Origin of the sequence: Shewanella sp. SR44-3 (assembly GCF_014163735.1) — a bacterium.
In the GTDB taxonomy this organism is placed as follows: Bacteria; Pseudomonadota; Gammaproteobacteria; order Enterobacterales; family Shewanellaceae; genus Shewanella.
Map to the genome: position 1 here is coordinate 60,532 of NZ_JACJDV010000007.1, position 25,199 is coordinate 85,730.

The window sequence follows — 25,199 nt, forward strand, 5'->3', positions numbered from 1 at the left end:
AAGATAAAGCAGCAAAATGCCACTAAGGTTGCTACAATAGGCGGCATCAGGCCAGAGCATTCATTCGATGTTTTGGCCCTTTGTTTTCTGCCATACAGGATATAACCTTGAGTAACTCAAACAGCCAGACAGCCGCCAACACGGCTTTTTCATCGCTAACCCTTAAAACTGAACTGCTTGAGAACCTCAAGACCATGGGTTATGAATCCATGACTCAAATCCAAGCCCAGAGCTTACCGCCAATTTTGGCCGGTGATGACGTGATTGGTCAGGGTAAAACCGGTTCAGGTAAGACCGCAGCCTTTGGCTTAGGTTTGTTAAATAAATTGGACGTGAAGCGTTTTCGCATTCAGACCTTAGTGATGTGCCCAACCCGCGAATTGGCCGACCAAGTCGCCAAAGAAATTCGCACTTTAGCTCGCGGCATTCACAATATTAAAGTATTAACCTTGTGTGGCGGCGTGCCTATGGGGCCGCAGGTGGGCTCTCTTGAACATGGCGCGCACATCATTGTTGGCACCCCTGGGCGCATAATAGATCATTTAGATCGCAACCGTTTAGATTTAAGCAATGTGAACATGCTAGTGCTCGATGAAGCGGATCGCATGCTAGAGATGGGCTTTCAAGATCATATCGATGCCATTATTGAGCAAACTCCCCGTGAGCGTCAGACGCTGCTATTTAGCGCCACCTTCCCAGATCAAATTAAATCCATTGCCGATGAGATAATGTACAAGCCTGTGATGGTGAAAGTTGAATCGACCCATGATGCTGTCAGCATAGATCAACATTTCTATCAGCTTGAAGACAACAAATCACGCCTAGAAGCGCTGCGTTTATTGCTGCTTAGCGAGCAACCAGAAAGCGCAGTGGTATTTTGCAATACTAAGCGTGAGACTCAGCAGGTGGCAGACGAACTCGCTGAGTTTGGCTTTAGCGTATTGGCACTGCATGGGGATCTGGAGCAAAGGGATCGCGATCAAATGCTACTGCAATTTGCCAACCAGAGCGCACGAGTATTAGTGGCTACCGATGTGGCGGCTCGCGGCTTAGATATCGATGCCTTAGATGCGGTATTTAATTTTCATCTCGCCTATGATGCCGAAGTGCATCTTCACCGCATCGGTCGTACTGGCCGTGCTGGCAGTACCGGTGCCGCCTACAGTTTTATCGGGCACGATGACGGCTATAAAGTTGCCATGATTGAAGAAATGTTAAATATTGAAATCGTCACCGAAGCCTTGCCAGGCTTGAACGTGCTAAACAAAACCCCGCTGGAAGCCAACATGGTGACCATTCAAATCGAAGGCGGCAAGAAGCAGAAAATTCGCCCAGGCGACATAGTCGGTGCCCTTACTGGTGATAATGGTTTAGATGCCAACGATATCGGTAAAATCAAGGTAACGGATATTCGCGCCTATGTGGCAGTAAAGCGCAATGTGTCTAATCAAGCGCTGAATAAACTGAACAAGGGTAAGCTTAAGGGCCGCAGCTACCGCGCCTGGCTTTTATAATCTTGATATAGCCTGAGCGAGTACAGCTAAGATCTAAAAATAAAACCCCAAGAAGCTAGCGCGTCTTGGGGTTTTATTGTTTCTGGGGGCCATGTAATGGATATATAATACCGATCGTATTAATTATCTGGTCATTCAGAGTGGGAGCGTCTCAAGCATTCCACTTCATCGTTGCATTCTTGTGTAAGAATGAGGTTTGAAAGGGAATAACCCTTACTGCATTAATGCGCCTTGAATTGAAAAGCTTGAGGTGCTCTGATAGATCACATCATTAATGTGATTGGTATAACCATGAGCATAAACAAGTTAATTGAAACTCTAGCATACCGGCTTACCATGGCAAGCTTGTATATTGAAATCCTAGTTTAGGATAATGATATAATGGCTAGCCAGCTAGATTTATTTCTTCAGATTTATTTCTCTAAAATGTTATAACTACTCGAACTAAAATTTTAGAATAGGAAAATTAAATGAAAATTCGTGCGATGATTGTATTTTTTACAGTCTTTATTGTGGGTTGTTCTACTATTTCGAATGCCTTAAATTTCGTCCCAACTTTTAATAGTAACAATAATGTTGGAAAAGAAGATTGGCCAGTCGTAAAAGTAGTTCACGATGGTTCGGGATTCTCAAATGTATACGCATACAAAAGAAGCGCTAATCCTGCTCAAAAAATAGCAGCATCACATATCAATAACCGCCATTCAGATGCATTGCTATTTCCGAATGAGGAGAATTTTATAGTGCTTACTTATAAGAATGGATCGCGTATTGGAACAACTATATTTAATGGTGTGAAAGGAGAGAAAAATTCAATATATACAATATATGTCACAGGGGAAGAGTCAAAATTTAAAACAAGATTTGTAGATGAAAAGGGCAATAACGTGCAACACGAAATTACAGTTACACCTTAGCTTAAATTAATGCCTTCGTTAGTGCCTAGAAGGTGTAACAGATTCTGTAATTTATAATGGTTAACGATGCCACCTAGCTTAAAATTTTGGCTTTATGCTTTTAAATTAACAGCAAACAAAAAAGCTAAAAAGGCGAGCTATGGCGTTTCTCCATGAGGTGTTGCGAGACGGCCATTCCATGGCGGACTGCAGAGTAAAAAAAACGGCCCATTGAGGGCCGCTTTTTTATGTGTATTTTGAGATTAGCTTACCCAGCCTGCGATCATCTGCTTGAAATAATCCATTAATTGGCTGAACCAACTGCCTTCGTTGATTTCTTCTAGGGTGACTAGTGGGTACTGAGCGATGTCTTTACCTTCAAGCTGGAAGAATACTCGGCCAACAACTTCACCTTTGGCTAACGGGGCGGCTAATGGCTTGGTTAACTCAAAGTTAGCTTGCAAGTCTTTGGCTTTACCTCGGCCTAAGGTGATAGGGGTATCTGTTGTCACGCCTAAGTTTACTGTGTCTTTATCGCCGTACCAAATCGCTTGGCTAGTGAAAGTGTCGCCCGCTTTATAAGGGGTGATGGTTTCAAAGAAACGGAAGCCATAGTTAAGTAGCTTCTTGCTTTCAGCTTTACGAGCAGATTCGCTGCTGGTGCCTAACACTACAGAGATAAGGCGCATGCCATCGCTGGTGGCCGATGCCACTAAGTTATAACCAGCACCAGATGTATGGCCTGTTTTGATACCATCAACATTTAAGCTGTTATCCCACAATAAACCGTTGCGGTTATATTGCTTGATGCCGTTATAGGTAAATGATTTCTCAGCATAAACACGGTATTCCTGCGGTACGTCACGAATAAGTGCCGCGCCCAAGATTGCCATATCATAGGCGGTAGTCTTGTGGTTTTCAGAATCAAGGCCGTGTGAGTTTTCAAAGTAGCTGTCATTCATGCCAAGCTGCTTGGACCAAGAGTTCATTAGGTCGACGAACGCGCCTTCGGTGCCGGCAATGTGCTCTGCCATAGCGACACAAGCATCGTTGCCTGATTGGATGATGATGCCGCGATTTAGGTCGTCAACTTTGACGGTTTTACCCACTTCGATAAACATTTTAGATGAATCAGGAAAGTTCTTTGACCAGGCATTTTTGGTGATGGTCACATCGTCTTCTAAGCTGATATTACCTACTTTGAGCTCATGGCCGATGACATAGCTTGTCATCATCTTAGTTAAGCTTGCTGGGTTTAGGCTTTCATAGGAATTGGCTTCAGCAATGACCTGACCAGAATTGTAATCCATCAAGACATAGGCTTTGGCTGCAACGCTAGGGGCATCTGGAATGACCATAGGGGCGCGGTTGGCTTGTGGAGCGCGATTAGCTTGCGGTAGTGTGGATTGATCTGCTTGAGGTACGCCTGGGGCTGCAATGCTTGAGAGCGAAACAAAAGAAAGAAGCAGCAAAGAATTAACCTGTGTATTGACTGAATTTATCATGAAAGTAGCACGTCTCTGGTTAGTCGAAGGAAAATGGATGCATAAGCTGAACCTAAGCCCAGCTTAAAACGCGTTAATGGCGGTTAATATATCATTAGTCGGTAGTGAAAAAACATTAAGCTTGCTTAATTGGGCTGTTTTTCTGCTAATTGATCATCGTTTGGCTTGCTCGACCATAAAACTATCCGGAAAACCGTCACGCTTTAGGTTTTGCAGCAATTTATCGGCAAGCTGTCGCTGACCAATTGGACCTAGTCTGAGGCGATAAAAGCCGTTTACCGATTCAATTTTGGATGAGACGCCATACTTAGATTCAAGTTGCTGGGCTAAGTGGTTAATCCTGACTTTATCCCTTGAGGCTGTGATTTGAATAAAATTCACATGAGGATCGGCAAGTTCAGCTAAAGCTCTTGAAGAGGGGGTTGGGAAATAAATGGCCTCAAGATTCACTCTTGCTGTACCTGTGCTGAGCACGCCGAGTTTGTAAGCTGCAGCGTAAGATAAATCTATGACTCGCCCTTCATGGAAGGGGCCGCGATCGTTCACTCTGACGATAATTTCTCTATTATTATCTTCATTTCTCACTTTGACATAACTAGGTATAGGTAAGGTTTTGTGAGCTGCCGACATGGTATACATGTCGTACACTTCACCGTTTGAAGTCAGGTGGCCATGAAACTTAGATCCATACCAAGAGGCGATGCCGCGCTGGCGGAAATCTTTGCCATGGCTTAATACCGAATAATTTTTACCTAGCACTTTATAGTCCCTATTACCTTGGCGGCTGTAGGGTTCATATTTTGGCACGGCATTAGGCACTTTGCTCACATCTGGCGCATTTGCGGGGGCTCTATCGTTTGCCATCTGATAACGGCCGCTTTGGCTGTCTTTATTGCCGCCTTTGCTGCTGTTTGATGAGCTTGAGCAAGCTGCAAAAATAAGGCAACAAACTAAGACGCTTAAGCTTCTGGACGTTAATATTGTCAGTCTTGAACCTAAATAAGCGTTATTTTGCATTGTAATGAGCTTTTAGTTGTTGGCTAAATTGGTAAACCGCCATGGCATATAAAGGGCTACGGTTATAACGGGTTATTACGTAAAAGTTTTTAAGACCTAACCAATATTCTGTGTTGTCCACTTGCTCAAGTGCAACCAACAATGCGCTTTGGCTGGCATCGATATCTTTAGCCTGAGTTAAGCTTAAATTCGGGCTCAGAATATCTGACACTTTATAGCCAAGCTTTTCACCGCTCCAAACTTTCGCTAGAGGTGGACTTGCCATAGTGTTAGTCAATGGTAATGCAACATCAGCATTACGTTGCCAGCCATGTTGATGGAAATAATTAGCAACACTGCCAATGGCATCCACTGGGCTGGTGAGCAAGTCACGGCGGCCATCACCATCAAAATCCACTGCATAATGGCGATAACTCGAAGGAATAAACTGACCAAATCCCATGGCGCCCGCATAGGAGGCTTTAAGGCTTGCTGCATCGAGCTGCTCTTCTTTTATCAGCGCCATTAAATGGCCAAATTCACTTCTGAAAAATGTGGCTCGCGGCGGGTAATAGAAACCTAAGGTATAGAGTGCATCCTGAGGCGCATAGTTACCCATGTAGCCGCCGTAGAAGGTTTCTATGCCGATAATGGCGACGATGATCTGTGGGTCGACATTAAATTTATCTGCCGCCCGTTGAATGGTTTTTTGGTGGGTTTTCCAAAAGGTTAATCCAGCTTGAAGCCGTTTTTCTGTGAGAAATATTGGAAAATATTGATGCCAGGGTTTGGCTTCCCAAGGTTTAGTCATTGCGTCTATGACAGCTTGGTTATAGCTTGCTCCATCGAGGTATGCTTGGGCTTGTGCCCGCGTTGCGCCTTTACTGACTTGTTCTTTGATAAACGCCTGTTTTAACTCTGTTACAGCGTGACTATCTTCGGGTTGCTCAGCCTGCGCTAATGGGCTTAAAAGCCCAATAGTAAATGCTACTACGGTCAGTAATTTATTGTTTAAACGCATTAAATCATCCTATCTATCGATAAAACGTCTGTGGGTATGAATACTCATTAATATTCCAAACCCTGTCATTAAGGTCATCATGGAGGTGCCGCCGTAGCTTATTAACGGCAGAGGCACGCCAACAACCGGTAAGATACCTGAAACCATGCCAATATTCACAAAAATATAGACGAAGAATGTCAGAGTAATACTACCAGCCAGCAGGCGAGCAAAGCTTGTTTGGGCCGCTGAGGCAATGTATAAGCCTCGACCAATCACAAATAAATACATACAGAGTAAAAATAAGCTGCCCATGAGGCCAAATTCTTCACCAATGACAGCGAAAATAAAGTCGGTATGACGTTCTGGTAAAAATTCTAATTGAGATTGGGTGCCCTGCAACCAACCTTTGCCCCACATTCCCCCTGAGCCAATGCCAATTTTAGACTGAATAATATGATAGCCAGCACCTAAAGGGTCTTGCTCGGGGTTAAATAATGTCAGTACTCGGGTACGTTGGTAATCATGCATGAGGAAGTACCAAAGCACAGGTAAAAAGGCCAATAGTGCGGCGCCGCAACCTATGACGATAAACCAGCTCATGCCGGATAAAAACAGCACAAACACCCCAGATGCAGCTACCAAAATCGAGGTGCCCAAATCAGGTTGTTTAGCGATAAGCAACGTTGGGATCAACAAGATGACTGCGCCGCCTGCGAGATAGCGTTTTTTTGGTGGCAGAGGAAACTTGCTGATATACCAAGCCATGGTGATGGGGAAGGCAAGTTTTATAAGCTCTGAAGGTTGAAACTCCATAAACCCTAGGTTTAACCAGCGCTGCGCGCCTTTATTTATGGTGCCAAAAAAGTGCACCCCAAGGAGCAATACAATCCCTGTAATATAAATAGGCAAGGCCCAACGGCGTAAGAGTTCTGGATTTATCTGGGCAAAAACAAACATGATCCCAAGGGATAATCCCATGCGCACCAATTGGCGCTCCATCATGCCTAGATCTTCACCACTGGCAGAATAGATAACAAATAAGCCAAAACACATCAGCGCTAATAGGCCAAGTAATAAGGGGACATCTAAATGCAAGCGCTGCCAAAGAGTTTGTCTGTGGGATTGCATTCTCATGGTGCAGTCATCCATTCATCCCTAAGTAGGTATTCATCAAATAATTCTCTGGCCACTGGCCCCGCATTAGCGCCGCCCCAGCCAGCATTTTCCAGCACTAAGGCAATCACAATTTTAGGGTTTTCATAGGGGGCATAAGCCACGATAAGGGCATTATCCCTTAAGTGCTCAGCCACTTTGCTGGCATCGTACTTTGCATCTTGGGCGATGCCAATAATTTGCGCGGTACCTGTTTTCATTGCTGCGGTATAGCGTGCATCGGTAAAGCGAGATTTATCAGCAGTTTGGCGCATGGCTTCATTGATGATGTCCCAATTACGTGGGTTGTTCAGTTCGATAGGCGGCTGTTCATCGATAGGGGCATCAATCAGTACTGTGCGGTCTTTAAAAGCTTTTAATAAATGCGGGGTAAAACGCTTGCCTTTATTTGCCATCATGGCAGTGGCGCTGGCAAGTTGTAATGGCGTCGCTGTCCAATAGCCTTGACCAATGCCCACAGAAATGGTGTCACCAATATACCAAGATTGATTGTATTTAAGCCGCTTCCATTCTTTGGAGGGCATATTGCCTGTGGCTTCTTCGAAAATATCTATGCCAGTATTTTGGCCGAAACTAAACTGGTCCATAAAATTAGCCAGCTTATTCACGCCGACTTTATAGGCCAAGTCGTAGAAGAAAATATCGCAAGAATCAATAATGGCATGATAGACATCAACCCAGCCATGGCCCCATTTTTTCCAGTCTCGGTATTTACGCTCAACCCCCGGAATTTGCCAAAAGCCTGGATCCCATACTCGAGTTCGCTCATTAATGATCTGTTCATCCAAGCCCAGCAAAGCAATAAATGGCTTAACGGTCGAGGCTGGAGAGTATTGTCCCTGGGTTGCTCGGTTAATCAAGGGGCGAGACTTATCGTTAAGTAATTGGCTATAAGCTTTGCTGCTGATCCCGTGGACAAATTGATTGGGATCGTAACTAGGGCTAGACACCATAGCTAAAATTCCGCCATCTTTGGGGTCGATAGCGACAATTGAGCCTTTTCTGCCAGAGAGTAATTCAACGGCTTTTTGCTGTAATCTGAGGTCGAGTGTGAGGTAGATATCTTGCCCCGGTGTAGGCTGAGTGACCTTAAGTGTGCGGATAACTCGGCCACGGTTGTTCACTTCTTCTTCTGAATGCCCAGGCTGACCGTGGAGTAAGTTTTCATAGAATTTCTCTATCCCTTGCTTACCCATATCTTTAGTGGCGGCATAATTAGCCCAGAGATTACTCGCTTCTAATGAGGCTCTGTCTTTGGTATTAATTTTGCCGACGTAACCTAGTACGTGAGTCATTAAACCATCGTACGGATAATGGCGTTTAAGACCCGCATCGACGTAAATGCCGGGGAACTTGTGTTGATTGACGGTAAATATTGCCACTTGTTCTTCGGAGAGCTTATTTTTAATGGTCAGAGGCTTGAATCGGCGATGATACTTAAGGGTTTCACTAATGGTTTCTCGTTCTTCTTCACTGATGGGTAAAATTTCATTGAGGCTATCTAAGGCTTCATTGATATTTGCGACTTTTTCAGGAATAAGTTCGAGGGAATGAAAGGGCAGGTTTTCAGCTAACAACTGACCATTTCGATCTAAAATAAGCCCGCGGCTGGGTGCAATAGGTACGACACGGATGCGGTTATCATTGGAGCGAGTTTCATAGTCGGTAAAGGACACCACTTGCAATTGATACAAGTTTGACAATAACAGTGTTAATAGCCCAAAGACGCAGACAAACGTAAATAGAGCACGACGCTTAAATAGTGATGCCTCAGCGGCATGGTCATGCATGGTTATGCGCTTCTTTGGCGACACTTATGCTTTCTCCGGCTTAATTATTACTTGTTTATAGCAAAGTGCTATAAACAAGTCCATGTCAGCAGAATAAGCTCAGGGCTAATTAATCGCTCAGGGTTAATTTACCGCTCAGGGCTACTCTCTGTGATAGGGGTGATTGTTATTGATGCTCCAAGCACGATACAAGCTTTCGGCTAGTAACACTCGTACTAAAGGATGCGGCAAGGTTAATGCGGATAAGCACCAACTTTGACTCGCGGCCTCTTTGCAAGCAGGTGATAGACCTTCAGGCCCACCAATCAGTAAGCTGACATCTCGTCCATCGAGCTGCCATTTACTGAGCTGCTCGGCAAGGTCTGGAGTTGTCCAGTTCTTACCGGGAAGATCTAAGCTAACGATATGATTACCTTTAGCCACCGCCGCTAGCATGAGATCCCCTTCCTTCTGTAAAATTCGGGGGATATCTGCATTTTTCCCGCGCTTACCAGCAGGGATCTCTATGAGTTCAAGTGCCATGTCCCGTGGAAAACGGCGCTGATATTCTTCGAAACCTCGGGTGACCCAATCGGGCATTTTGGTGCCAACGGCGATAATTTGTAACTTCATTAAGCGTTGTGTTCTGACCAAAGCTTTTCGAGCTGGTAATATTCACGATTGCTTTCTTGCATTACATGCAAGATCACATCGCCTAAATCGACTAATACCCACTCACTGCTATCACGGCCTTCAACACCTAGTGGTGGAATACCAGCAGCTTTTGCTTCAACAACTAAGTTTTCAGCAATAGCGCGTACATGGGTTTTCGATGTGCCAGTGCAGATCACCATGTAGTCGGTAATGTTTGATTGATTGGTAACGTCTAAAACAACAACGTCTTTGGCTTTTAGATCATCGATTTTATCGACAACAAATGCTTTTAATTCCGTGCTCTGCACGACGACTTACCTCAGTATTTTAAATAACGGAGTATTATACTCAAAAACCCTACTCAGGCGCAATTACTCGCTGATGATTAGCAAAAACAGCGTGGTTTTATGAGAATATATTTCTTAGCATATTTGTCAAAATATCTACTAAGCTGTGTTTAGCCTTTAGCAATACCTTGTCATTAGGAGACAATAATGAGCGACAAATATTTAACTTTGGAAGAAGTCTGTAAAGTTCTGGATAAAAGCCCTGCTACTATCAAGCGTTATGCGAGAGAGAACTTACTTAGCAGCAAGCTAGAGGGAGATGTGCTCACATTCCCAGAATCTGAAGTTTTGCGTTATCTATCGTTTTCGAAAAAATTAGGCTAAATGTAGGCTCAATTACACTTAAAATACGTTAGCGGCTTTGACTAATCACAAGCTAAAACGGCTTATGTTTGCACATAAGCCGTTTTTTATGGTGTAACGAGTGTTAGCAGGTGATCCATGGAGTCTTGCTAGCCATCATAATTCTGACAATCATCATTTTTTGGTTACCGTTTCTATGTTTAATTGCACGGCTTTTCCTGCTTGGAGTCGATAGATTTTATCCATTCTATCCATCCCAGTAAGTTTGTGACTTATCATGAGAAGGCTTTTATCTTTGGCAAACTCGAACAGCAAATTTAATATTTCCATTTCGGTTTTGCTGTCTAACCCTTCGGTGGGTTCATCGAGCAATAATAACTGGGCATCGTGAAGTAACACTCTGGCAATGCCAATGCGTCTGCGCTCTCCCCCTGATAGTGTGCGCCCACCTTCACCTAGCCAGAGTGATAAGCCTTGGGTGGTGTTAGCTAAATACTCAAGCCCGACGTGCTGTAAGGTCTGAATAATACGTGCATCAATGTCTTTATCGTTCAGTGACTCAGCATTAATTGCTATGCTCAAATTGTCCCTTAGGCTTGCGCTAAATATATCGACTCTTTGGCTGACAATACTCATGCTGCTTCGTAGATGGTCCTCTGGGAGGGCGGTGATCTGCTGTCCGTTGATCTGTATATCGCCTGAGTCTGGCAGGTATTCACGGCTAATCAGTGACAATAAACTGGATTTCCCGCAGCCCGTTGGGCCCAATAAAGCCACTTTCTCGCCCTTGGGGATAATAAGCTCAAGCTGCTGAAATAACGGCTGTGTCTGAGTGTAGCCAAAGTTTATTCCAGTTAAGCTTAAGCTTGGGGGGGCTTTGTCCACTCCGTTGATTGTCGTTAGAGCCGCAGTGCTCGCAGAGGAGTCTAAGGCAGACTCAGCAAATTGAATGCTGGGAGTTTGATTGACTAAGGTATTTAAGCGCTTTGCTGACGCTATGCTAGTGGCCAGCTGATTAAAAGCTAGGCTGATTGGCTGCAGGGTTTCTATGCAAGCCATGGCGGTAAATACCAGTAAGGCTAGTACAGCGCCGGTAATAGGCTCGCGGGTAATAAATTCCAGTTGCGAAACACCTGAAACTGAGTGGGATGGGTTTATTGCAGCGTCCATGGCAATGCCAGCCATCAACAACACGCTAATTACCGCAAAACCGTGACAAAGAATGATAACGCCTTGGCTTAAACCTGCGACTTTGGCAAGGGACTCTTGGTTGGCATACAGGCGAGCTTCCGCCTGATAAAAATCCTGTAAGTATCGGTTGTTGGCTTCAAATAGACTGAGTTCAGCTTGACCTTGAAGGATATCTATCAGCTGCACGCGAACGGCTTGTTTCGTTTGCGGCAGTGCAGTGCCAGCTTTACTGCCCAGATGATAAAAAAACCAAGGTAGGACAAGCCATGTAGTCAGTAAAAAAACCACCAAAACTAAGGCTATGCCTAAGTTAAACCAAGCCACAAAAAAGTACAGGCTTAAGATCATCACTAATGCAGCGAACATGGGGGTGATCAGCCGTAAATAGAGATGATCTAAAGTGTCGATATCAGCAATTAAGCGGTTAAGTAAATCCCCTTGGCGTATGGTGCTTAGCTCTTTACTGCTAAGAGGCAGTAACCTTTTCCACACCCATACTCTAAGATCTGCAAGTAGACTAAAGGTGGCTTGATGAGTCGCCATTCGCTCACCATAGCGGCTAACGGTCCGTAAAATGGAGAAAAACCTAACGCCCGCAGCAGGCGTAAAAAAATTAAATGCAGCGGCGCTGGCCGCAGTCAGTCCAGCCACCGCAGAAGCTGAAATGAACCAGCCTGATAATGCCAATAACCCCATGGCGGCCAGTAAGCTTATGAGGGTAAGGGTGAATCCTACACTCATCATCAATAAATGCTGTTTAAAAAGTCGTAAATAGGGCAGTAAATCTTTCATGAATTTAGCCCCAAGCTTGTCTGTAAGTCGATGTCATACGCAGTTTGAGCATTAAGTTGGCAGAAAAGCCCGTTTTGTGCCATTAGCTCATCATAGCTGCCGCTGCTATTTAGTTGGCCTTTTTCAAGCACTAAAATGGTGTCCATTGCGCCTAGTTGGCTGAGTTTATGAGTCACGATAAGTAGGCATTTGGCTGTGGTTTCTTTAGTTAAGCTTTGAGTAATCGCATCGGCACTGGCGCTATCTAAGCTCGCTGTGGGTTCATCAAGAATAAACACGTTAGCATCGCGACTTAAAGCTCTGGCAAGTGCGATACGTTGGGCTTGACCCACTGAAATGCCTGCAGCCTGCTCACCAATGCTTAATTTAAGCCCCAAAGGGTGCTGGCTAACAAAGTCATCAATGTTGGCTTTAGCAAGTAACTCCCAAGCTTTTTCAGTACTTAAGGTTTGATTGCCAAGGCGTAAATTGTCCATCAAGGTACCGTGAAACAATTGCGGCTCTTGTCCGAGCCAAGCTAGATTATTACGCCAATGACTCAAATCCAGTTGATTAAACTCAATGCCCTGAATTTTTAGCGAGCCTTCGTATGGTAAAAAGCCCAGTAGCAGATTCACTAAGGTGGTTTTTCCTGAGCCACTGGCACCAACGACAGCCAGCTTCTGCTGACCACTAATGGTAAAGCTAATGGGTCCTAAAAGGCATTCCCCATCATGAGTGAACACCTTAAGATTATTAGCTTCTAACTCCCAAGTCTTTAAGTCAATCTTAGTGTGTGATGCCTTGGATGATGCAATGAGAGATGTAGTGATATGACTCGTTAGGCTTGAGTCTTGGATGTTAAGCAAGGTGACAAGGCTTTCTGCGGCACCAATGGCTTTTGCTTTAGCATGATAATGCGTACCGAGATCTTTGAGAGGCTGATAAAACTCAGGGGCCAGTAACAAGACAAATAAGCCGCTAAACAGGCTTAAGCGATGTTCAGTGGGGGGGAGTAGGCTAAAACTGCCCCATTCTAAATGGCCTAAAAAACTAAAGCCAAAGTAGACTGCCAATATGGCGATGGAAATGGCGGCGAAAAACTCCAATACAGCCGAACTCAAAAAGGCGAGGCTCAGCACTGACATGGTGCGCTGCTTAACGTCATTTGACACATTAGCGATTTTGTCAATTTCGGCTTGCTGACGATGAAATAAAATTAATGTTCTTAGGCCTCGAAGGCTGTCGAGAAAGTGGCCGTTTAATTGCTGCAAAGCCGAGAAGTTTTTACGATTAGCTTCGGCGGCGCCCATACCGACTAATACCATAAATAGTGGGATGAGCGGCGCTGTTACCAACAAAATCATAGCGCTTAGCCAGTTAATCGGCACAATTGCTGCGAGAATAATCAGTGGTATAAATCCCGCGAGCATCATAGCTGGCAAGTATTTCGCGTAAAAGTCGTGCAGATCTTCGATTTGCTCCAGCACGATATTTGCCCAAGTGCCAGCAGGCTTAGTGTTAATAAAGCTTGGGCCTAATGAAATCAGCTTATTGAGTACGGTTTGCCGCACTTGGGCTCTTAACTTTTTCCCAGCAATGAATCCAGAACTCTCCTTGGCATAGGCAAGTAAAGCGCGAAATATGGTGAGTGATAGCAGGGCGATGAGTTCAGGATAAAAAGTCAGCAGTGACAATTGTTGCATAATCAGGCCGTCTAACACGCTAGCCAAGGTATATGCTTGAGCCAGTAAACATAGACCGGTGAGAATGCCAAATAAGACCGTAAGTTTGAGGTAGCCAGCACAGACAGTCTGTTGCTGTTTAAGCCACAGGGTTAATGACTTTTCTAACGACTTATCCATGTAATTTCCAAGATGTAAGCTTATGACGGACAGCGATTTTGCAGTATAACCCAGAAGGGGGAGTAATACTTAACCATACCTATAAAGCTGCATCTGAAGTAAAGCGGATTACCTGAAGATAGAGTCTAAGGAATATGAGTTTTTAGATCTAAGATCCATAATGAATCAATAATTTTGCACTGACTCGCAAATATCCGCTAGCTTAGTTTTAGTTTTGCTTATAGGGCAGGATAGAATTGGTGGAATTGAAATTAAATGAGTTGAGCAAAGGGTGATAAAGGCATGGGTTTTAATTTAGCTCAAGGATATAATGTTCAAAAGCATTATGACGAAAAGCCGCTAAGCTTATAACGACATTGTGCTAATTGAAAATCTTCAGCTAATGTTGATGGAATACGGATACAGCACTTAAGTTTGGGCGCTTTAATTTGTATCGCCATAGGGAGTTCGATATCAAGTTGGCACTGAATAACGGCTATCTTATACAGATGTAACGCTGATTTTAAATGGTGCAACGGAGCTGGGGTCACAGTATCCGCTATTTTAGGAACATAAAGTATGAAGCAAATACAATTTAGAAAAATCGATGCGATACTCATTAAATTTAGCTTGAATGGTAAATTTTGGATTGTTTGTTCCATGGTTGCAGCAATAACAAGTGCCGTTGCCTTGATGAACTTTCAACACGCAACGCAATTAATTGAAGCTCAATCCATGGCCAAAGTGACTGCCAGTGTAGAAGCTGTAGCCGCGGTAGCTAATAGGCAAAACCTCTCCGATACCAGTTTACAGGCATTTGCTCAGAAGAATAATTTACAGTTATCTTCACAAAACATTAATCGCAGACAGGGCGATACCGTGACTGCTAGTGCTGCGGCTGGAAATCAATATTTAGAGCAAACTCAGATAGTGACGGCTTGGGAGCAAGATGCCCGCAGTGACACACAGCTACTCTTATGGCTGGCGTTTATCGGACTATTGCCACTATTTCAATTAAGCTACTGGATTTCGACCTCCTTAGGCGGCGGTCTATGGGACATGTATATTGCCATCAAGCGCCTAGCAGACGGCGATCTAAGCTGTCGATTAAATTTTTTCGGCACCGATGACTTTAGTATGATTGCCAAGGAAATTGATCGCAGCGCTGATAACATGAGTGAAATGGTCAAAGCCATTCGCAGCAACGCCCATACATTAGAAGTGGCGTCTGCAGAGTTTAATAATCAGGCGAACACTAACGGCAAGCTCATCAGCCAGCAACACCACTCCCTTGATTCAGTTTCCCACGCGATGGAGCAAATGACAGCGGCCATCTCAGATGTATCCCACAATGCCAGTGACACTTCATCGCGCACTAAAGACAGTGCCAAGCAAGTGGATTCAAGTTTAGTGCAGATCAGCGGTTCGGTAAAAAGCATCAGTAATCTATCACAGCGCATCGGTGAAGTATTTTCATCGGTGGAGAAATTATCTAAAGATGCCACTCAAATTAATGATGTGGTGACCACAATTAATGGCATCTCAGAGCAAACTAATTTATTAGCTTTGAACGCTGCTATCGAAGCGGCACGTGCTGGCGAGCAAGGTCGAGGTTTTGCGGTTGTGGCAGATGAGGTGCGCACCCTAGCAGGGCGTACCCAACAAGCAACAGTTGAAATTCAGAAAATGATTGAAGGGTTGCAAGCTGGTTCAATTAAGCTCAGTGGCATTACCAATATGATTGTTGAGCAAGCAGAAGAGGGACGTAATAGCATCAGCGGTGTAGGTGATGACGTGGCTAGAATGGCTGAATCCATCAATGCCGTATTTGATATGAGCACTCAGATAGCTGCTTCAGCGGAGCAGCAAAGCATGTCATCACGAGATGTGTCGGGACAAATCACCGAAATCCGCCTGCAATCAGACACCATACTTGCCAATGCTCAAAACGCCGAGCTACTGGCTAGTAATTTACAAAAAGCCTCCAAAGACTTAGAGCAAATCTTGGTTCAATATCAGCTTTAGTTGAGACTGAAAAGTTGAATTTAATTAGGAATGAAGCCGATATTTGTTGGTTTCATTCCTAATCTGTACTAGCTCAGACTTAATCTAAATAATGAATTATTTAAACTCAATGCCGCGGATATAATTAACCTTTGGAAGAGGATTCTGCGTTTTGTTTTTCAAGCTGTTTGGTGAATGTGGCTATCATGCCGCTATATATCATTATTTGTTGTTGTAATTGCTTTCTTTTCTCAACAGCTTCTTCAGAGTTGTCACCTTTTAATTCACTCAATTGTTCTTTGAGTTCTTTAACTTTTTCTTCAAGGTCTTTAATCTGCTTTTCTACCGGAGATAGAGCTTTACCGCCATCAGCTTCTTCTGCTGAGCCACTATCAGAGGCCCCTTGTGCATGTAAGACTGCACCTGTAGAAGCAGCCAGTGCATTTTTACCCGCTTGGGAAATCGACACCTTATCTTGCTCACTTTGAGGAGAAACAGAGGCGACACTTGGAGCACCGTCTGCACCTTGAGTGCGTACCTGAACTTTGAGTGGGCTCTGGCTACCTAAAGCCATTTTTGCGCCTGAAATTTCCATGGAGCTCCCTCTTTAACTGTGTGACTGTCCATCTAAAGCCAAGCATAATATGCTTATCTTGCCGTGAATAACAGTTTATCGGCGCAAATTCTCATTCCTTGAACCGCTTAATGATAAGTAGTGCCAATTTAAATCGAATGACTGATATCCTCATTTATTGTTAGGCTTTTATTGCCTGAAATACACAGATTAAGCGTGCAGCAAAAAAACCACAAAACAGTCCATAAATGACACTGATTATGATCATAAAGTCCATATCCAGAGTAAAAGGAAGTTCTCGAGCTAGGGCGATGGCAACAGCGTATTTTATAAAGAAAATAAGCATGATAGCTATAAATGGTAGCCAGCTCGGGGCTAGAGAGAAATGCTTACTCTGGGCATCGTAATTGACTTCGCCCAGTAAGCTCCATCGAGTCGTTAATAGCAGGCTTAACAGCCCACCTGTCAGCCATAGAATAAGGCTGGTACTATTGAATTCAAAGCTTGTGATAACAGCCGCCAGTGACAAAACGATCATTAAAAAGGGGAGTAATAGCGCTTGAAGTAAATTGATTTGTCGCGGCTTGGTTTGTTTTAGACCAAAAAAAATCAACACAAAAAACAACACAAAAACCCATGTGGGTGTGTGACTAATAATGGTGGACATAGGTGTTTCCTCGAAATTTGATTTCATCGGCTGTAATGAGTCATAGTGTGTGGTAATTAACCGCAATTTGGGTTAACTGGCATCTTAGGCATTAAACCTTAGGTGCGAAGTGGCGATTTGATCCAAAGTCATGACTGCTGACTGCGCAGCTTGCCCTTAGATTTCACTGTTGTTAGATTAATGTTAAATCAAAGCTGTGGCTATATCTTTATTGTTATTTGGCTAATAGAAACACTAGATTAAGGAATTGATATGAATCAAGAACATCTGCCGCTAACAGATTTTGTTGAATATCCACAAGATGAGATGTTAAGCCGCGCTAATGCCCATTATATGGATATTAAACGCCGCCATTCGATTCGTCAGTTTTCTGACCGCCCAGTGCCGAAAGATATTATTGCCCAGTGTATTTTAGCCGCGGGTACGGCACCAAATGGCGCGAATCATCAGCCTTGGCATTTTGTGGCCATTAGTCAACCACAAGTTAAAGCGCAAATTCGCCAGCAAGCAGAAGCATTAGAACAAGCTTTTTATGCCGGACGCGCCGGGGAGGAGTGGCTCGATGCGTTAAAACCATTAGGGACCAATGCCGATAAAGCTTATCTTGAGCACGCGCCGTGGTTAATTGCGGTTTTTAGTCAAAAACGCTTACAAGAAGAAGGTCAGGAGAAGAGTAATTACTACGTTCATGAGTCTGTAGGAATCGCGACAGGGTTTCTTATACAAGCCTTGCACAATGCAGGGCTTGGCACTTTAACCCACACACCTAAGCCTATGAGTTTTTTGTCTAAAATATGCCAACGAGATAATGACAATGAAAGGCCTTATATGCTTATCATCGCTGGGTATCCAAGCGAGGATGCAACAATTCCGGCCCATGCATTAAGCAAAAAATCCTTAAGTGAGATCTGTGATTTTATTGAGTAGAGGCTATTTGGTCGCCGTTTCTTCATACATAAGATAATGGCTCTGTTCCATTCCTAGTGCTTCGTAGGTCCGCTGTGCAGCACTGTTTTCAGTTTCCACATAAAGGCGGAAACTGGCTGCGCCGCCTTGTTCTTTAGCGAGATCTTTGACGGCTTGATAGAGCTTGGCGTATATCCCTTGGCGGCGAAACTGAGGCAAGATATATACACTTTGGATCCAAAAATAGTTTTTGGCTCGCCAGTCACTCCACTCGAACGTTACCATCAGCGATCCTGCAATTTCACCATCGATATCAGCCACGAGATAGCAGCCTTTGTCTGGATGCGCTAATAAAGTCCTAACGCCTAAGGTTAAGGTGTCGCTGTTAAGTTGCAGATTTTCCGTCTCTAGCGCCATAGCTTGATTAAAGTTAACTAAGGCATTTAAATCAGTGAGTTGACCTTTTCTTATTTTCATTGTGAGCCTATATAATGGAGAGTGTTAGCTAAATTATCACATAAACAGCTTGAATATCACTGGCTAGGCAGTGGCAGTACTAATACAAACGATCGGATGACCTTGTCTGCTGATGAAGGATTATAACCTCATGAATTACTACCTTGAATAACCTCATTGGATTATCATAGCGGCATAATTCCTTCTGGATAATTGTGATAATAATGAAGTTGTTAACACTATTTAAAGCATTACATTTCATTGGATTAGCTATGTTTCTTATTGGGGGATGCGGTTATTTTTTTACGCAATTGAGCCTTGAATTATCAGGTATGCTGGTGCTTTCAAGTTTGATTGGTGTTGGTTTGATGTTGATGAGTCCTTATCCCATAGTAGAGTTTCTGCAGTGGGCACAGCAGCAAGACATGAATAAAATCGCTGTAAATATCAGCGATGATATTGATGATTCTAAAACAGGCAGTACTAGAGCAGGCAATACTAAGATGGATAATCATTGATGTTTACCTACCGTAAAGCAAGCCTAAGTGATGTGCCTAGATTAGCCCAGCTGGAGGCTCAGCACGTCAGTGATGAACTGACCGCGGCTGATGTGGGTCAGTTAGCGGGTCAAGGTTTCAGCATCAAAGAGCTCACTATTTTGATTAATCAGCACTATTTGTTACTTGCCGAAGTTAATCAGCAGATTGTGGGTTATGTGATTGCTGCGGGTTGGGATTTTTTTGCAGGGCAGGGCATATATTCAGCTTTGGTTAAACGCTTAGATAGAATCGAGCATGAAGGCCCTAAGCTAACGGTGAAAAATTGCTGTCAATATGGCCCGATCTGGATAAGTCCTAGTTATCGAGGTAAAGGGATTTTTGTCCCGCTAGTCGCTGAGCTTAATGATGCAGTGAAGCACAAATATCCCTATATGCTGACTTTTATTGCTGAAGATAATAGCCGCTCATTTGCTGCGCATACGGCTAAAGCAGAGATGCAGGTGGTGGATTTTATTGGTTTTGAACGGCGAGATTATTATCTATTACTTAAGCGTACTTGAGTTGACAAAAAAATAGCGCCTAAGGCGCTATTTTTAATTTATTTTCAGCAAACTGAATATATTGCCCCAGAGGACAAGTTAACTATTTAACTTCTTTACCTTGAGCTTGTAAGTCAGCATGGTAGCTTGAACGCACCATAGGACCACAAGCTGCGTGAGTAAATCCTAGTTCGTCGGCTAACACTTTTAACTCATCAAATTCTGCTGGTGGCACGTAACGTACTACTGGTAAATGGAATTTAGACGGCTGTAAATACTGACCTAAAGTCAGCATTTCCACATTGTGAGTTCTTAAATCCCTCAGTACATCAGCGATTTCTTCATTGGTTTCACCTAAGCCCATCATTAAGCCCGACTTAGTCGGGATATGTGGGTGACGCTCTTTAAAGCGTTTAAGTAAATCTAATGACCACTGATAGTTAGCCCCCGGTCTTGCTTTGCGATAATGAGCAGGAGCGGTTTCTAGGTTGTGATTGAACACATCCGGTGGCTCTGTGGCGAGAATGTCTAAGGCTGCATCAATGCGGCCGCGGAAATCTGGCACCAAGGTTTCGATTTTAATCTCTGGATTGAGTTTACGTATTTCACGAATACAATCTGCAAAGTGTTGCGCGCCGCCATCACGTAAATCATCACGATCTACAGAGGTGATTACCACGTATTTAAGCTTCATATCGCGAATCGTTTGCGCTAGTTTGACCGGCTCTTCGGCATCAGGCTTAAGCGGGCGGCCATGGGCGACATCACAAAATGGGCAGCGGCGGGTACAGATGGCACCTAAGATCATAAAGGTCGCCGTGCCGTGGTTAAAACATTCAGAGAGATTCGGGCACGAGGCTTCTTCACATACTGAGTGCAGGCCATTCTTACGCAGGGCATCTTTAATTTCTAAGATACGTTGATTGGACGCTGGTAACTTTACCCTTAACCAATCAGGCTTGCGCAACATGGTTTCGCGTTCGGAAGGAACAATCTTTATCGGAATACGTGCCACTTTTTCTGCATCGCGCAGCTTGACACCAGGTTGTAATCTTTCAGGCCTATTCATTTTATTCTGCTAATCCTTGGTGATGGATAACTTCTTGGTAACCTAATATTTTACTGAAGGTTTCGATAAGTTTATCGCCTGCTTCAACAACGCTCTCAGGTCCATTTAATGCTTTTGATTGCACCATCTCAAGGCCAGCGTAGCCACACGGATTGATGCGTCTAAAAGGGGCTAAATCCATGTCGACATTCAATGCCAAACCGTGAAAAGAGCAGCCTTTACGAATTCTAAGGCCTAATGAGGCAATTTTTCGCTCGTCCACATATACCCCTGGGGCGTCTGCTTTAGCGTAGGCTTTAATATCATAGGGGGCCAACATATCAACGATGCTCTGCTCGATATGGTTCACAAGCTGGCGTACACCTAATTTGGCGCGCTTAATATCAATTAAAGGATAAGCTACCAATTGCCCTGGACCGTGATAGGTCACTTGGCCGCCCCTATCGACTTGAATAACAGGAATGTCACCTGGGTTAAGTATGTGCTCGCTCTTGCCTGCCTGACCTTGGGTGAACACTGGCAAGTGCTCAACAATCCACAGCTCGTCTTGGCTGTCTGCATCACGATTGTCGGTATAGGCTTGCATCGCATGCCAAACGGTTTGGTAATCTTGCTGACCAAGGTGCCTGATATGTAGCGTTTGAGGTAGCAACACGGCCTCTCCCTTGTAAAAAAGTTGGCTCATTATACTCGCCAGTTGAGTAAATGTAAGTCCTAGGCCAATACTGATAATGTGCGGACTATAAAACTCTCTTTACACCTTCAATGGCTGCAAGGTCCATATAAGCTTTTTCTATGTGCTCTTTACTGGTGACAGTGATGCGTATAGTAATAGAGTAGTAAGTGCCTTTACTTGACGCTTTAGTTGTTGGGGCATAGTCACCGGGTGCTAATTGCTGAGCAACGGCAACCACGCGGTCAACCAAGGTATCGTCCGCATCACCTATGACTTTAAAAGGGCAAGAGTTAGGAAACTCCATGACATCATCGAAGCTGGTATTTAGCATAATCTGGGTTCTCTGAGCTTAAGCATGAATAGAATATTAATATGGTGCTAATTATACCTAATTCAAGCTGTGTTTCCCTCGAATTAATTTAGCATGTCCATCGATGGTGCGTTCCTTAGTGTTAAGCTGTTGCAAAATAGTGAGTAAGCGGTTGTTAATCTAAATAAAAGTATGAGTTACTTAATCCATTGACCTTGAGACGTTTTTTGCTATGGGTTGTCAGTTAAGTACTTTGCTAAACGTTGAGGCTGAGCAAGGAAAGGAATAATCTGTCGTAGCTGGCATCCAGTGAGCATGGAGTATGTTTACCAGCATCCAAGCTTCGACTATAACTTAAGGGTTTACTCATTTTCTGCATGGAGGCCTAAAATGGCTAATTTAATTATTTGCTGTGATGGAACTTGGAATAATCCCCAGCAAGAGGATAATGGGGTTCCCGCTCCAACCAATGTTTATAAACTCGCTAATGCTATCGCTTCTAAGGATGCCAACGGTGAACCTCAGTTGATCTATTATCACCCTGGTTTAGGTGGTGAAGACTCAGGGCTTAAAGATGCCATTATAGATGGTGCCCTAGGGGTCAGCATCAAGCGGCATATTTCCAGTGCTTATCACTGGCTTGCCACTCATTATAACTCCGATGACAAGGTGTACATTTTCGGCTTCAGCCGTGGCGCTTTTACCGCTCGCAGCTTATGCGGATTACTAAAACATGGCTTATTGGATTTATCTGGATTATCGGAGCAAGAGTCATGGCAGCGTACGCACGATTTATATGACTACTATAAAAGGGTCGGTGCGGCGCTGGCACCGAGTTTCTTTATCGATAATGCCGCGGCTTTTAAGATCCATTTTTTAGGCGTTTGGGATACTGTTGGTGCCTTGGGGATCCCTAATGATCTGGAGTTTTTGAATCTGTTTGATAACCCAGAGCGTTGGCGTTTTCATGACACTGTGCTAGGCGATAATGTCAACATCGCGCGCCATGCTATGGCTCTGGATGAAAAACGCAGCAGTTTCACTGTGACTCGTTGGTCTAATGTAGATGTTCATCACAACGCCAAAGAAATCTGGTTTCCCGGTGTGCACAGTGATGTTGGTGGTGGCTATGCTGATAGCGGACTTGCGGATATCGCCCTGCATTGGATGATTGAAGAAGCGGCCAAGGGAAATGCTCAAGAGCATAAGTTGGCTTTTAGACCCGCCATTGACTCCCTAATAAAACCTGATCCCAATGGGGTGCTGCATAACTCTTATAAAGGGGTATTCAGTAAATTACGTTCCAGACCCCGAAACATACGAGCAGTGCATCCTGATAATGAAGCTTATTTTCATTCCAGCGTCTTTGCTCGTCAAGCCTCCTCACCATTAGCCTATCCCGCCTATTGGCCCACTCAGTCACTGGCGGTGGGAGAATCTTTGGCTGTGGATGTGTTTGCTAAAAAACATTGGAACCCGGCTAATTTGTATATGGAAAAAGGTCAAAAATATTGTTTTAGTGCAACGGGCCAATGGCAAGACAGTAAAGATACCTGTGATTGGAAAGGCACAGAAGACGGTAATCTCACTAGGGGGGATATAGTACGGGCAGCTTCATCCCTATGGGGGATTACAGAGCGGGCATTTATGAAGATAACCCGAAATAAGTCTACCGATTTTTGGGGAACCAAGCGGGTTGAGACGCTAGAGTGGTTTATTGCCGTAGGCTGCATTGCCAATGATAATGGCGCCGCTGTGGCAGTAAACAATGATGGTAGCCCAGCTCCGCATCAATATTTTGCTTTACCTGCCCATGAGCAACATGGCATTGAGGTACAAGACAGTGGTTACTTTTATGCTTTCGCTAACGATGTTTGGTCTTTGTATAACAATAATCATGGCAGCATTAAGCTGACGATTACGCGTATTGAATAATGGCTATTTGAGTGATGAAAAAAGGGTGAAGCAGTTATGCTTCACCCTTTTGTTGTTAACGCCGATATTGAATGGCGAAAACGGATTATTCGCTGATTTCAACGCCTGAGCGGTTGATCAAAAACTGGCTTAAGATAGGTACAGGACGACCTGTAGAGCCTTTGTTAGCACCGCTGTTCCAAGCTGTACCAGCAACATCTAAATGCGCCCAGTTATATTTCTTGGCAAAACGCGATAAGAAACAAGCTGCAGTGATCGAACCTGCTGGGCGGCCACCTAAGTTAGTCATGTCAGCAAATGGGCTATCGAGCATATCTTGATACTCTTCCCACAATGGCATGCGCCATGCGCGGTCACCACTTTGCTCACCGGCATTTAATAGCTCATGTGCCAGTGGGTTGTGAGAGCTAAATAGCCCTGATGCATGTTTGCCTAATGCAATCACACAAGCGCCAGTTAAGGTGGCGGTGTCGATAACCAATTCTGGCTCGAAGCGCTCAACGTAAGTTAATACATCACATAGCACCAAACGTCCCTCAGCATCAGTATTAAGCACTTCAACCGTTTGACCTGACATAGTGGTTAAGATGTCACCTGGGCGATAAGCATTACCAGCAGGCATGTTTTCACAGCCAGCAAGTACACCTATCACATTGATAGGTAAGTTCATTTCGCACAACGCTTTCATTGTACCAATAACACCTGCTGCGCCGCCCATGTCATATTTCATTTCATCCATGGCTTCGCCTGGTTTTAATGAAATACCGCCTGAGTCAAAGGTTAAGCCTTTGCCTACCAGTACAATCGGCTTGTCTGCACTGTCGATAGCACCGTTATATTCCATCACAGTCATGATGGATTCGTTGCTACTGCCACGGCCCACAGCAAGGTAGGAGTTCATGCCCAATTTGGCCATTTGCTCTTCACCTATGGTGGTGACTTTTAGCTTGTCATGGTGCTCTGCCATTTGACGAGCTTGAGAAGCTAAATAGGCTGGATTACAGATGTTTGGTGGCATATTGGCAACATCGCGGCATAAATGCATGCCCGCAGACACGGCCATACCATGCTCAACAGCGCGTTCACCAATTGTCAGTTCCTTGCGCGTTGGTACGTTGAATACCATCTTACGTAAAGGACGACGGGTTTCACCCTTGCGGGTTTTTAAGGCATCAAAACTGTAAAGGCTCGCCTGAGTAGTCTCAACCGCTTGGCGTACTTTCCAGTAAGTGTCGCGGCCCTTAACATGTAATTCTGTCAAGAAACACACAGCTTCCATAGAACCCGTTTCGTTTAAGGTGCTAATGGTTTTAGTGATGATTTGCTTGTATTGGCGCTCATCGAGCTCACGCTCTTTGCCGCAACCCACAAGTAGTACGCGTTCGCTCAATACATTAGGAACATGATGCAGTAGTAACATCTGCCCAGGCTTTCCTTCGAGATCGCCGCGGCGTAGTAAGTTACTAATGTAACCTTCGCTGATCTTATCCAATTGCTCGGCGATACCTGACAGACGGCGAGGTTCGTAGACACCAACAACGATACAAGCTGAACGTTGCTTTTCTGGGCTGCCGCTCTTTACGCTAAACTCCATGAG

25 protein-coding genes are annotated in these 25,199 nt (G+C 44.3%); 8 read left to right on the forward strand and 17 right to left on the reverse strand.

Features of this window, described 5'->3' with window-relative positions; translation table 11 throughout:
* Nucleotides 1-107 precede the first annotated feature (107 nt).
* Complete coding sequence (gene dbpA, locus H5073_RS05975) at nt 108-1,514, forward strand: ATP-dependent RNA helicase DbpA (protein ID WP_182677934.1); 1,407 nt, start codon at nt 108-110, stop codon at nt 1,512-1,514.
* A gap of 470 nt (nt 1,515-1,984) precedes the next feature.
* The gene (locus H5073_RS05980) at nt 1,985-2,431 is read left to right on the forward strand and encodes a hypothetical protein (RefSeq protein WP_182677936.1); all 447 of its coding nucleotides are present in this window, start codon (nt 1,985-1,987) and stop codon (nt 2,429-2,431) included.
* A 242-nt stretch (nt 2,432-2,673) separates the two neighbouring features.
* Here H5073_RS05980 and H5073_RS05985 read toward each other — a convergent pair whose 3' ends face one another.
* The 7 genes from H5073_RS05985 to rsfS form a co-directional block, all read right to left on the reverse strand.
* Nucleotides 2,674-3,915, reverse strand: a complete 1,242-nt coding sequence (locus tag H5073_RS05985; protein ID WP_182677938.1) for a serine hydrolase — start codon at nt 3,913-3,915, stop codon at nt 2,674-2,676.
* A gap of 153 nt (nt 3,916-4,068) precedes the next feature.
* Nucleotides 4,069-4,932, reverse strand: a complete 864-nt coding sequence (locus H5073_RS05990) for a septal ring lytic transglycosylase RlpA family protein (protein ID WP_182677940.1) — start codon at nt 4,930-4,932, stop codon at nt 4,069-4,071.
* Nucleotides 4,922-5,932, reverse strand: coding sequence for a lytic murein transglycosylase B (gene mltB / locus H5073_RS05995; protein ID WP_182677942.1), 1,011 nt, complete (start codon nt 5,930-5,932; stop codon nt 4,922-4,924). Before mltB ends, H5073_RS05990 begins: the two co-directional genes overlap by 11 nt.
* Nucleotides 5,933-5,941: 9 nt before the next feature.
* Nucleotides 5,942-7,042 carry a rod shape-determining protein RodA gene (rodA, locus tag H5073_RS06000; RefSeq protein ID WP_404948380.1) on the reverse strand — a complete coding sequence of 367 codons (1,101 nt, stop codon included), beginning with the start codon at nt 7,040-7,042 and terminating at the stop codon, nt 5,942-5,944.
* Nucleotides 7,043-7,044: 2 nt separating this feature from the next.
* Nucleotides 7,045-8,901, reverse strand: a complete 1,857-nt coding sequence (gene mrdA, locus H5073_RS06005) for a penicillin-binding protein 2 (protein ID WP_182677946.1) — start codon at nt 8,899-8,901, stop codon at nt 7,045-7,047.
* Between the two features lie 117 nt (nt 8,902-9,018).
* Nucleotides 9,019-9,489, reverse strand: a complete 471-nt coding sequence (gene rlmH / locus H5073_RS06010; protein WP_182677948.1) for a 23S rRNA (pseudouridine(1915)-N(3))-methyltransferase RlmH — start codon at nt 9,487-9,489, stop codon at nt 9,019-9,021.
* Nucleotides 9,489-9,818: a ribosome silencing factor gene (gene rsfS / locus H5073_RS06015; protein ID WP_182677950.1), complete on the reverse strand. Its 330-nt coding sequence runs from the start codon at nt 9,816-9,818 to the stop codon at nt 9,489-9,491. Before rsfS ends, rlmH begins: the two co-directional genes overlap by 1 nt.
* A gap of 186 nt (nt 9,819-10,004) precedes the next feature.
* Here rsfS and H5073_RS06020 point away from each other — a divergent pair, with 186 nt between their 5' ends.
* The gene (locus tag H5073_RS06020) at nt 10,005-10,181 is read left to right on the forward strand and encodes a helix-turn-helix domain-containing protein (protein ID WP_182677952.1); all 177 of its coding nucleotides are present in this window, start codon (nt 10,005-10,007) and stop codon (nt 10,179-10,181) included.
* A gap of 153 nt (nt 10,182-10,334) precedes the next feature.
* Here the strand turns inward: H5073_RS06020 and H5073_RS06025 are convergent, their stop codons facing one another.
* The 3 genes from H5073_RS06025 to H5073_RS06035 all read right to left on the reverse strand — a co-directional run bounded on the left by H5073_RS06025 (nt 10,335) and on the right by H5073_RS06035 (nt 14,517).
* On the reverse strand, nt 10,335-12,143 hold the full coding sequence (locus tag H5073_RS06025) for a heme ABC transporter ATP-binding protein/permease CydC (RefSeq protein ID WP_182677954.1): 1,809 nt from the start codon (nt 12,141-12,143) through the stop codon (nt 10,335-10,337).
* Entirely contained in the window at nt 12,140-13,987 is a 1,848-nt protein-coding gene (locus H5073_RS06030) for a heme ABC transporter permease/ATP-binding protein CydD (protein WP_182677956.1), read from the reverse strand. The genes H5073_RS06025 and H5073_RS06030 overlap by 4 nt, the downstream gene beginning before the upstream one ends.
* Before the next feature lie 323 nt (nt 13,988-14,310).
* Nucleotides 14,311-14,517 carry a hypothetical protein gene (locus H5073_RS06035; protein WP_182677958.1) on the reverse strand — a complete coding sequence of 69 codons (207 nt, stop codon included), beginning with the start codon at nt 14,515-14,517 and terminating at the stop codon, nt 14,311-14,313.
* Between the two features lie 28 nt (nt 14,518-14,545).
* Here H5073_RS06035 and H5073_RS06040 point away from each other — a divergent pair, with 28 nt between their 5' ends.
* Nucleotides 14,546-15,991: a methyl-accepting chemotaxis protein gene (locus H5073_RS06040; protein WP_182677960.1), complete on the forward strand. Its 1,446-nt coding sequence runs from the start codon at nt 14,546-14,548 to the stop codon at nt 15,989-15,991.
* A 124-nt stretch (nt 15,992-16,115) separates the two neighbouring features.
* Here H5073_RS06040 and H5073_RS06045 read toward each other — a convergent pair whose 3' ends face one another.
* The gene (locus tag H5073_RS06045; RefSeq protein WP_182677962.1) at nt 16,116-16,565 is read right to left on the reverse strand and encodes a FlxA-like family protein; all 450 of its coding nucleotides are present in this window, start codon (nt 16,563-16,565) and stop codon (nt 16,116-16,118) included.
* Nucleotides 16,566-16,725: 160 nt separating this feature from the next.
* A complete protein-coding gene (locus H5073_RS06050; protein WP_182677964.1) occupies nt 16,726-17,211 on the reverse strand; it encodes a DUF6622 family protein in 486 nt (161 codons plus the stop codon).
* A 252-nt stretch (nt 17,212-17,463) separates the two neighbouring features.
* On the opposite strand from H5073_RS06050, the gene H5073_RS06055 reads away from it, so the two are divergent.
* A complete protein-coding gene (locus H5073_RS06055) occupies nt 17,464-18,138 on the forward strand; it encodes a nitroreductase family protein (protein ID WP_182677966.1) in 675 nt (224 codons plus the stop codon).
* A gap of 3 nt (nt 18,139-18,141) precedes the next feature.
* Here H5073_RS06055 and H5073_RS06060 read toward each other — a convergent pair whose 3' ends face one another.
* Nucleotides 18,142-18,594, reverse strand: a complete 453-nt coding sequence (locus H5073_RS06060) for a GNAT family N-acetyltransferase (RefSeq protein ID WP_182677968.1) — start codon at nt 18,592-18,594, stop codon at nt 18,142-18,144.
* Between the two features lie 203 nt (nt 18,595-18,797).
* Between H5073_RS06060 and H5073_RS06065 the strand changes: the two genes are divergently transcribed.
* Together H5073_RS06065 and H5073_RS06070 are read left to right on the forward strand one after the other, a co-directional pair.
* A complete protein-coding gene (locus H5073_RS06065) occupies nt 18,798-19,091 on the forward strand; it encodes a hypothetical protein (protein ID WP_310734230.1) in 294 nt (97 codons plus the stop codon).
* On the forward strand, nt 19,091-19,633 hold the full coding sequence (locus H5073_RS06070; protein ID WP_182677970.1) for a GNAT family N-acetyltransferase: 543 nt from the start codon (nt 19,091-19,093) through the stop codon (nt 19,631-19,633). The genes H5073_RS06065 and H5073_RS06070 overlap by 1 nt, the downstream gene beginning before the upstream one ends.
* Nucleotides 19,634-19,715: 82 nt before the next feature.
* On the opposite strand, the gene lipA is transcribed toward H5073_RS06070, so the two are convergent.
* The 3 genes from lipA to ybeD form a co-directional block, all read right to left on the reverse strand.
* Nucleotides 19,716-20,681, reverse strand: coding sequence for a lipoyl synthase (gene lipA, locus H5073_RS06075; RefSeq protein ID WP_182677972.1), 966 nt, complete (start codon nt 20,679-20,681; stop codon nt 19,716-19,718).
* Nucleotide 20,682: 1 nt separating this feature from the next.
* Nucleotides 20,683-21,333: a lipoyl(octanoyl) transferase LipB gene (lipB, locus tag H5073_RS06080; RefSeq protein WP_182678125.1), complete on the reverse strand. Its 651-nt coding sequence runs from the start codon at nt 21,331-21,333 to the stop codon at nt 20,683-20,685.
* Between the two features lie 88 nt (nt 21,334-21,421).
* Nucleotides 21,422-21,688, reverse strand: coding sequence for a DUF493 family protein YbeD (ybeD, locus tag H5073_RS06085; RefSeq protein WP_182677974.1), 267 nt, complete (start codon nt 21,686-21,688; stop codon nt 21,422-21,424).
* A gap of 369 nt (nt 21,689-22,057) precedes the next feature.
* Between ybeD and H5073_RS06090 the strand changes: the two genes are divergently transcribed.
* Nucleotides 22,058-23,602 (forward strand): DUF2235 domain-containing protein, encoded by a 1,545-nt coding sequence (locus H5073_RS06090; protein ID WP_182677976.1) that lies wholly within the window; start codon nt 22,058-22,060, stop codon nt 23,600-23,602.
* An 85-nt stretch (nt 23,603-23,687) separates the two neighbouring features.
* On the opposite strand, the gene pepA is transcribed toward H5073_RS06090, so the two are convergent.
* Nucleotides 23,688-25,196 carry a leucyl aminopeptidase gene (pepA, locus tag H5073_RS06095; RefSeq protein ID WP_182677978.1) on the reverse strand — a complete coding sequence of 503 codons (1,509 nt, stop codon included), beginning with the start codon at nt 25,194-25,196 and terminating at the stop codon, nt 23,688-23,690.
* Nucleotides 25,197-25,199: the final 3 nt, after the last annotated feature.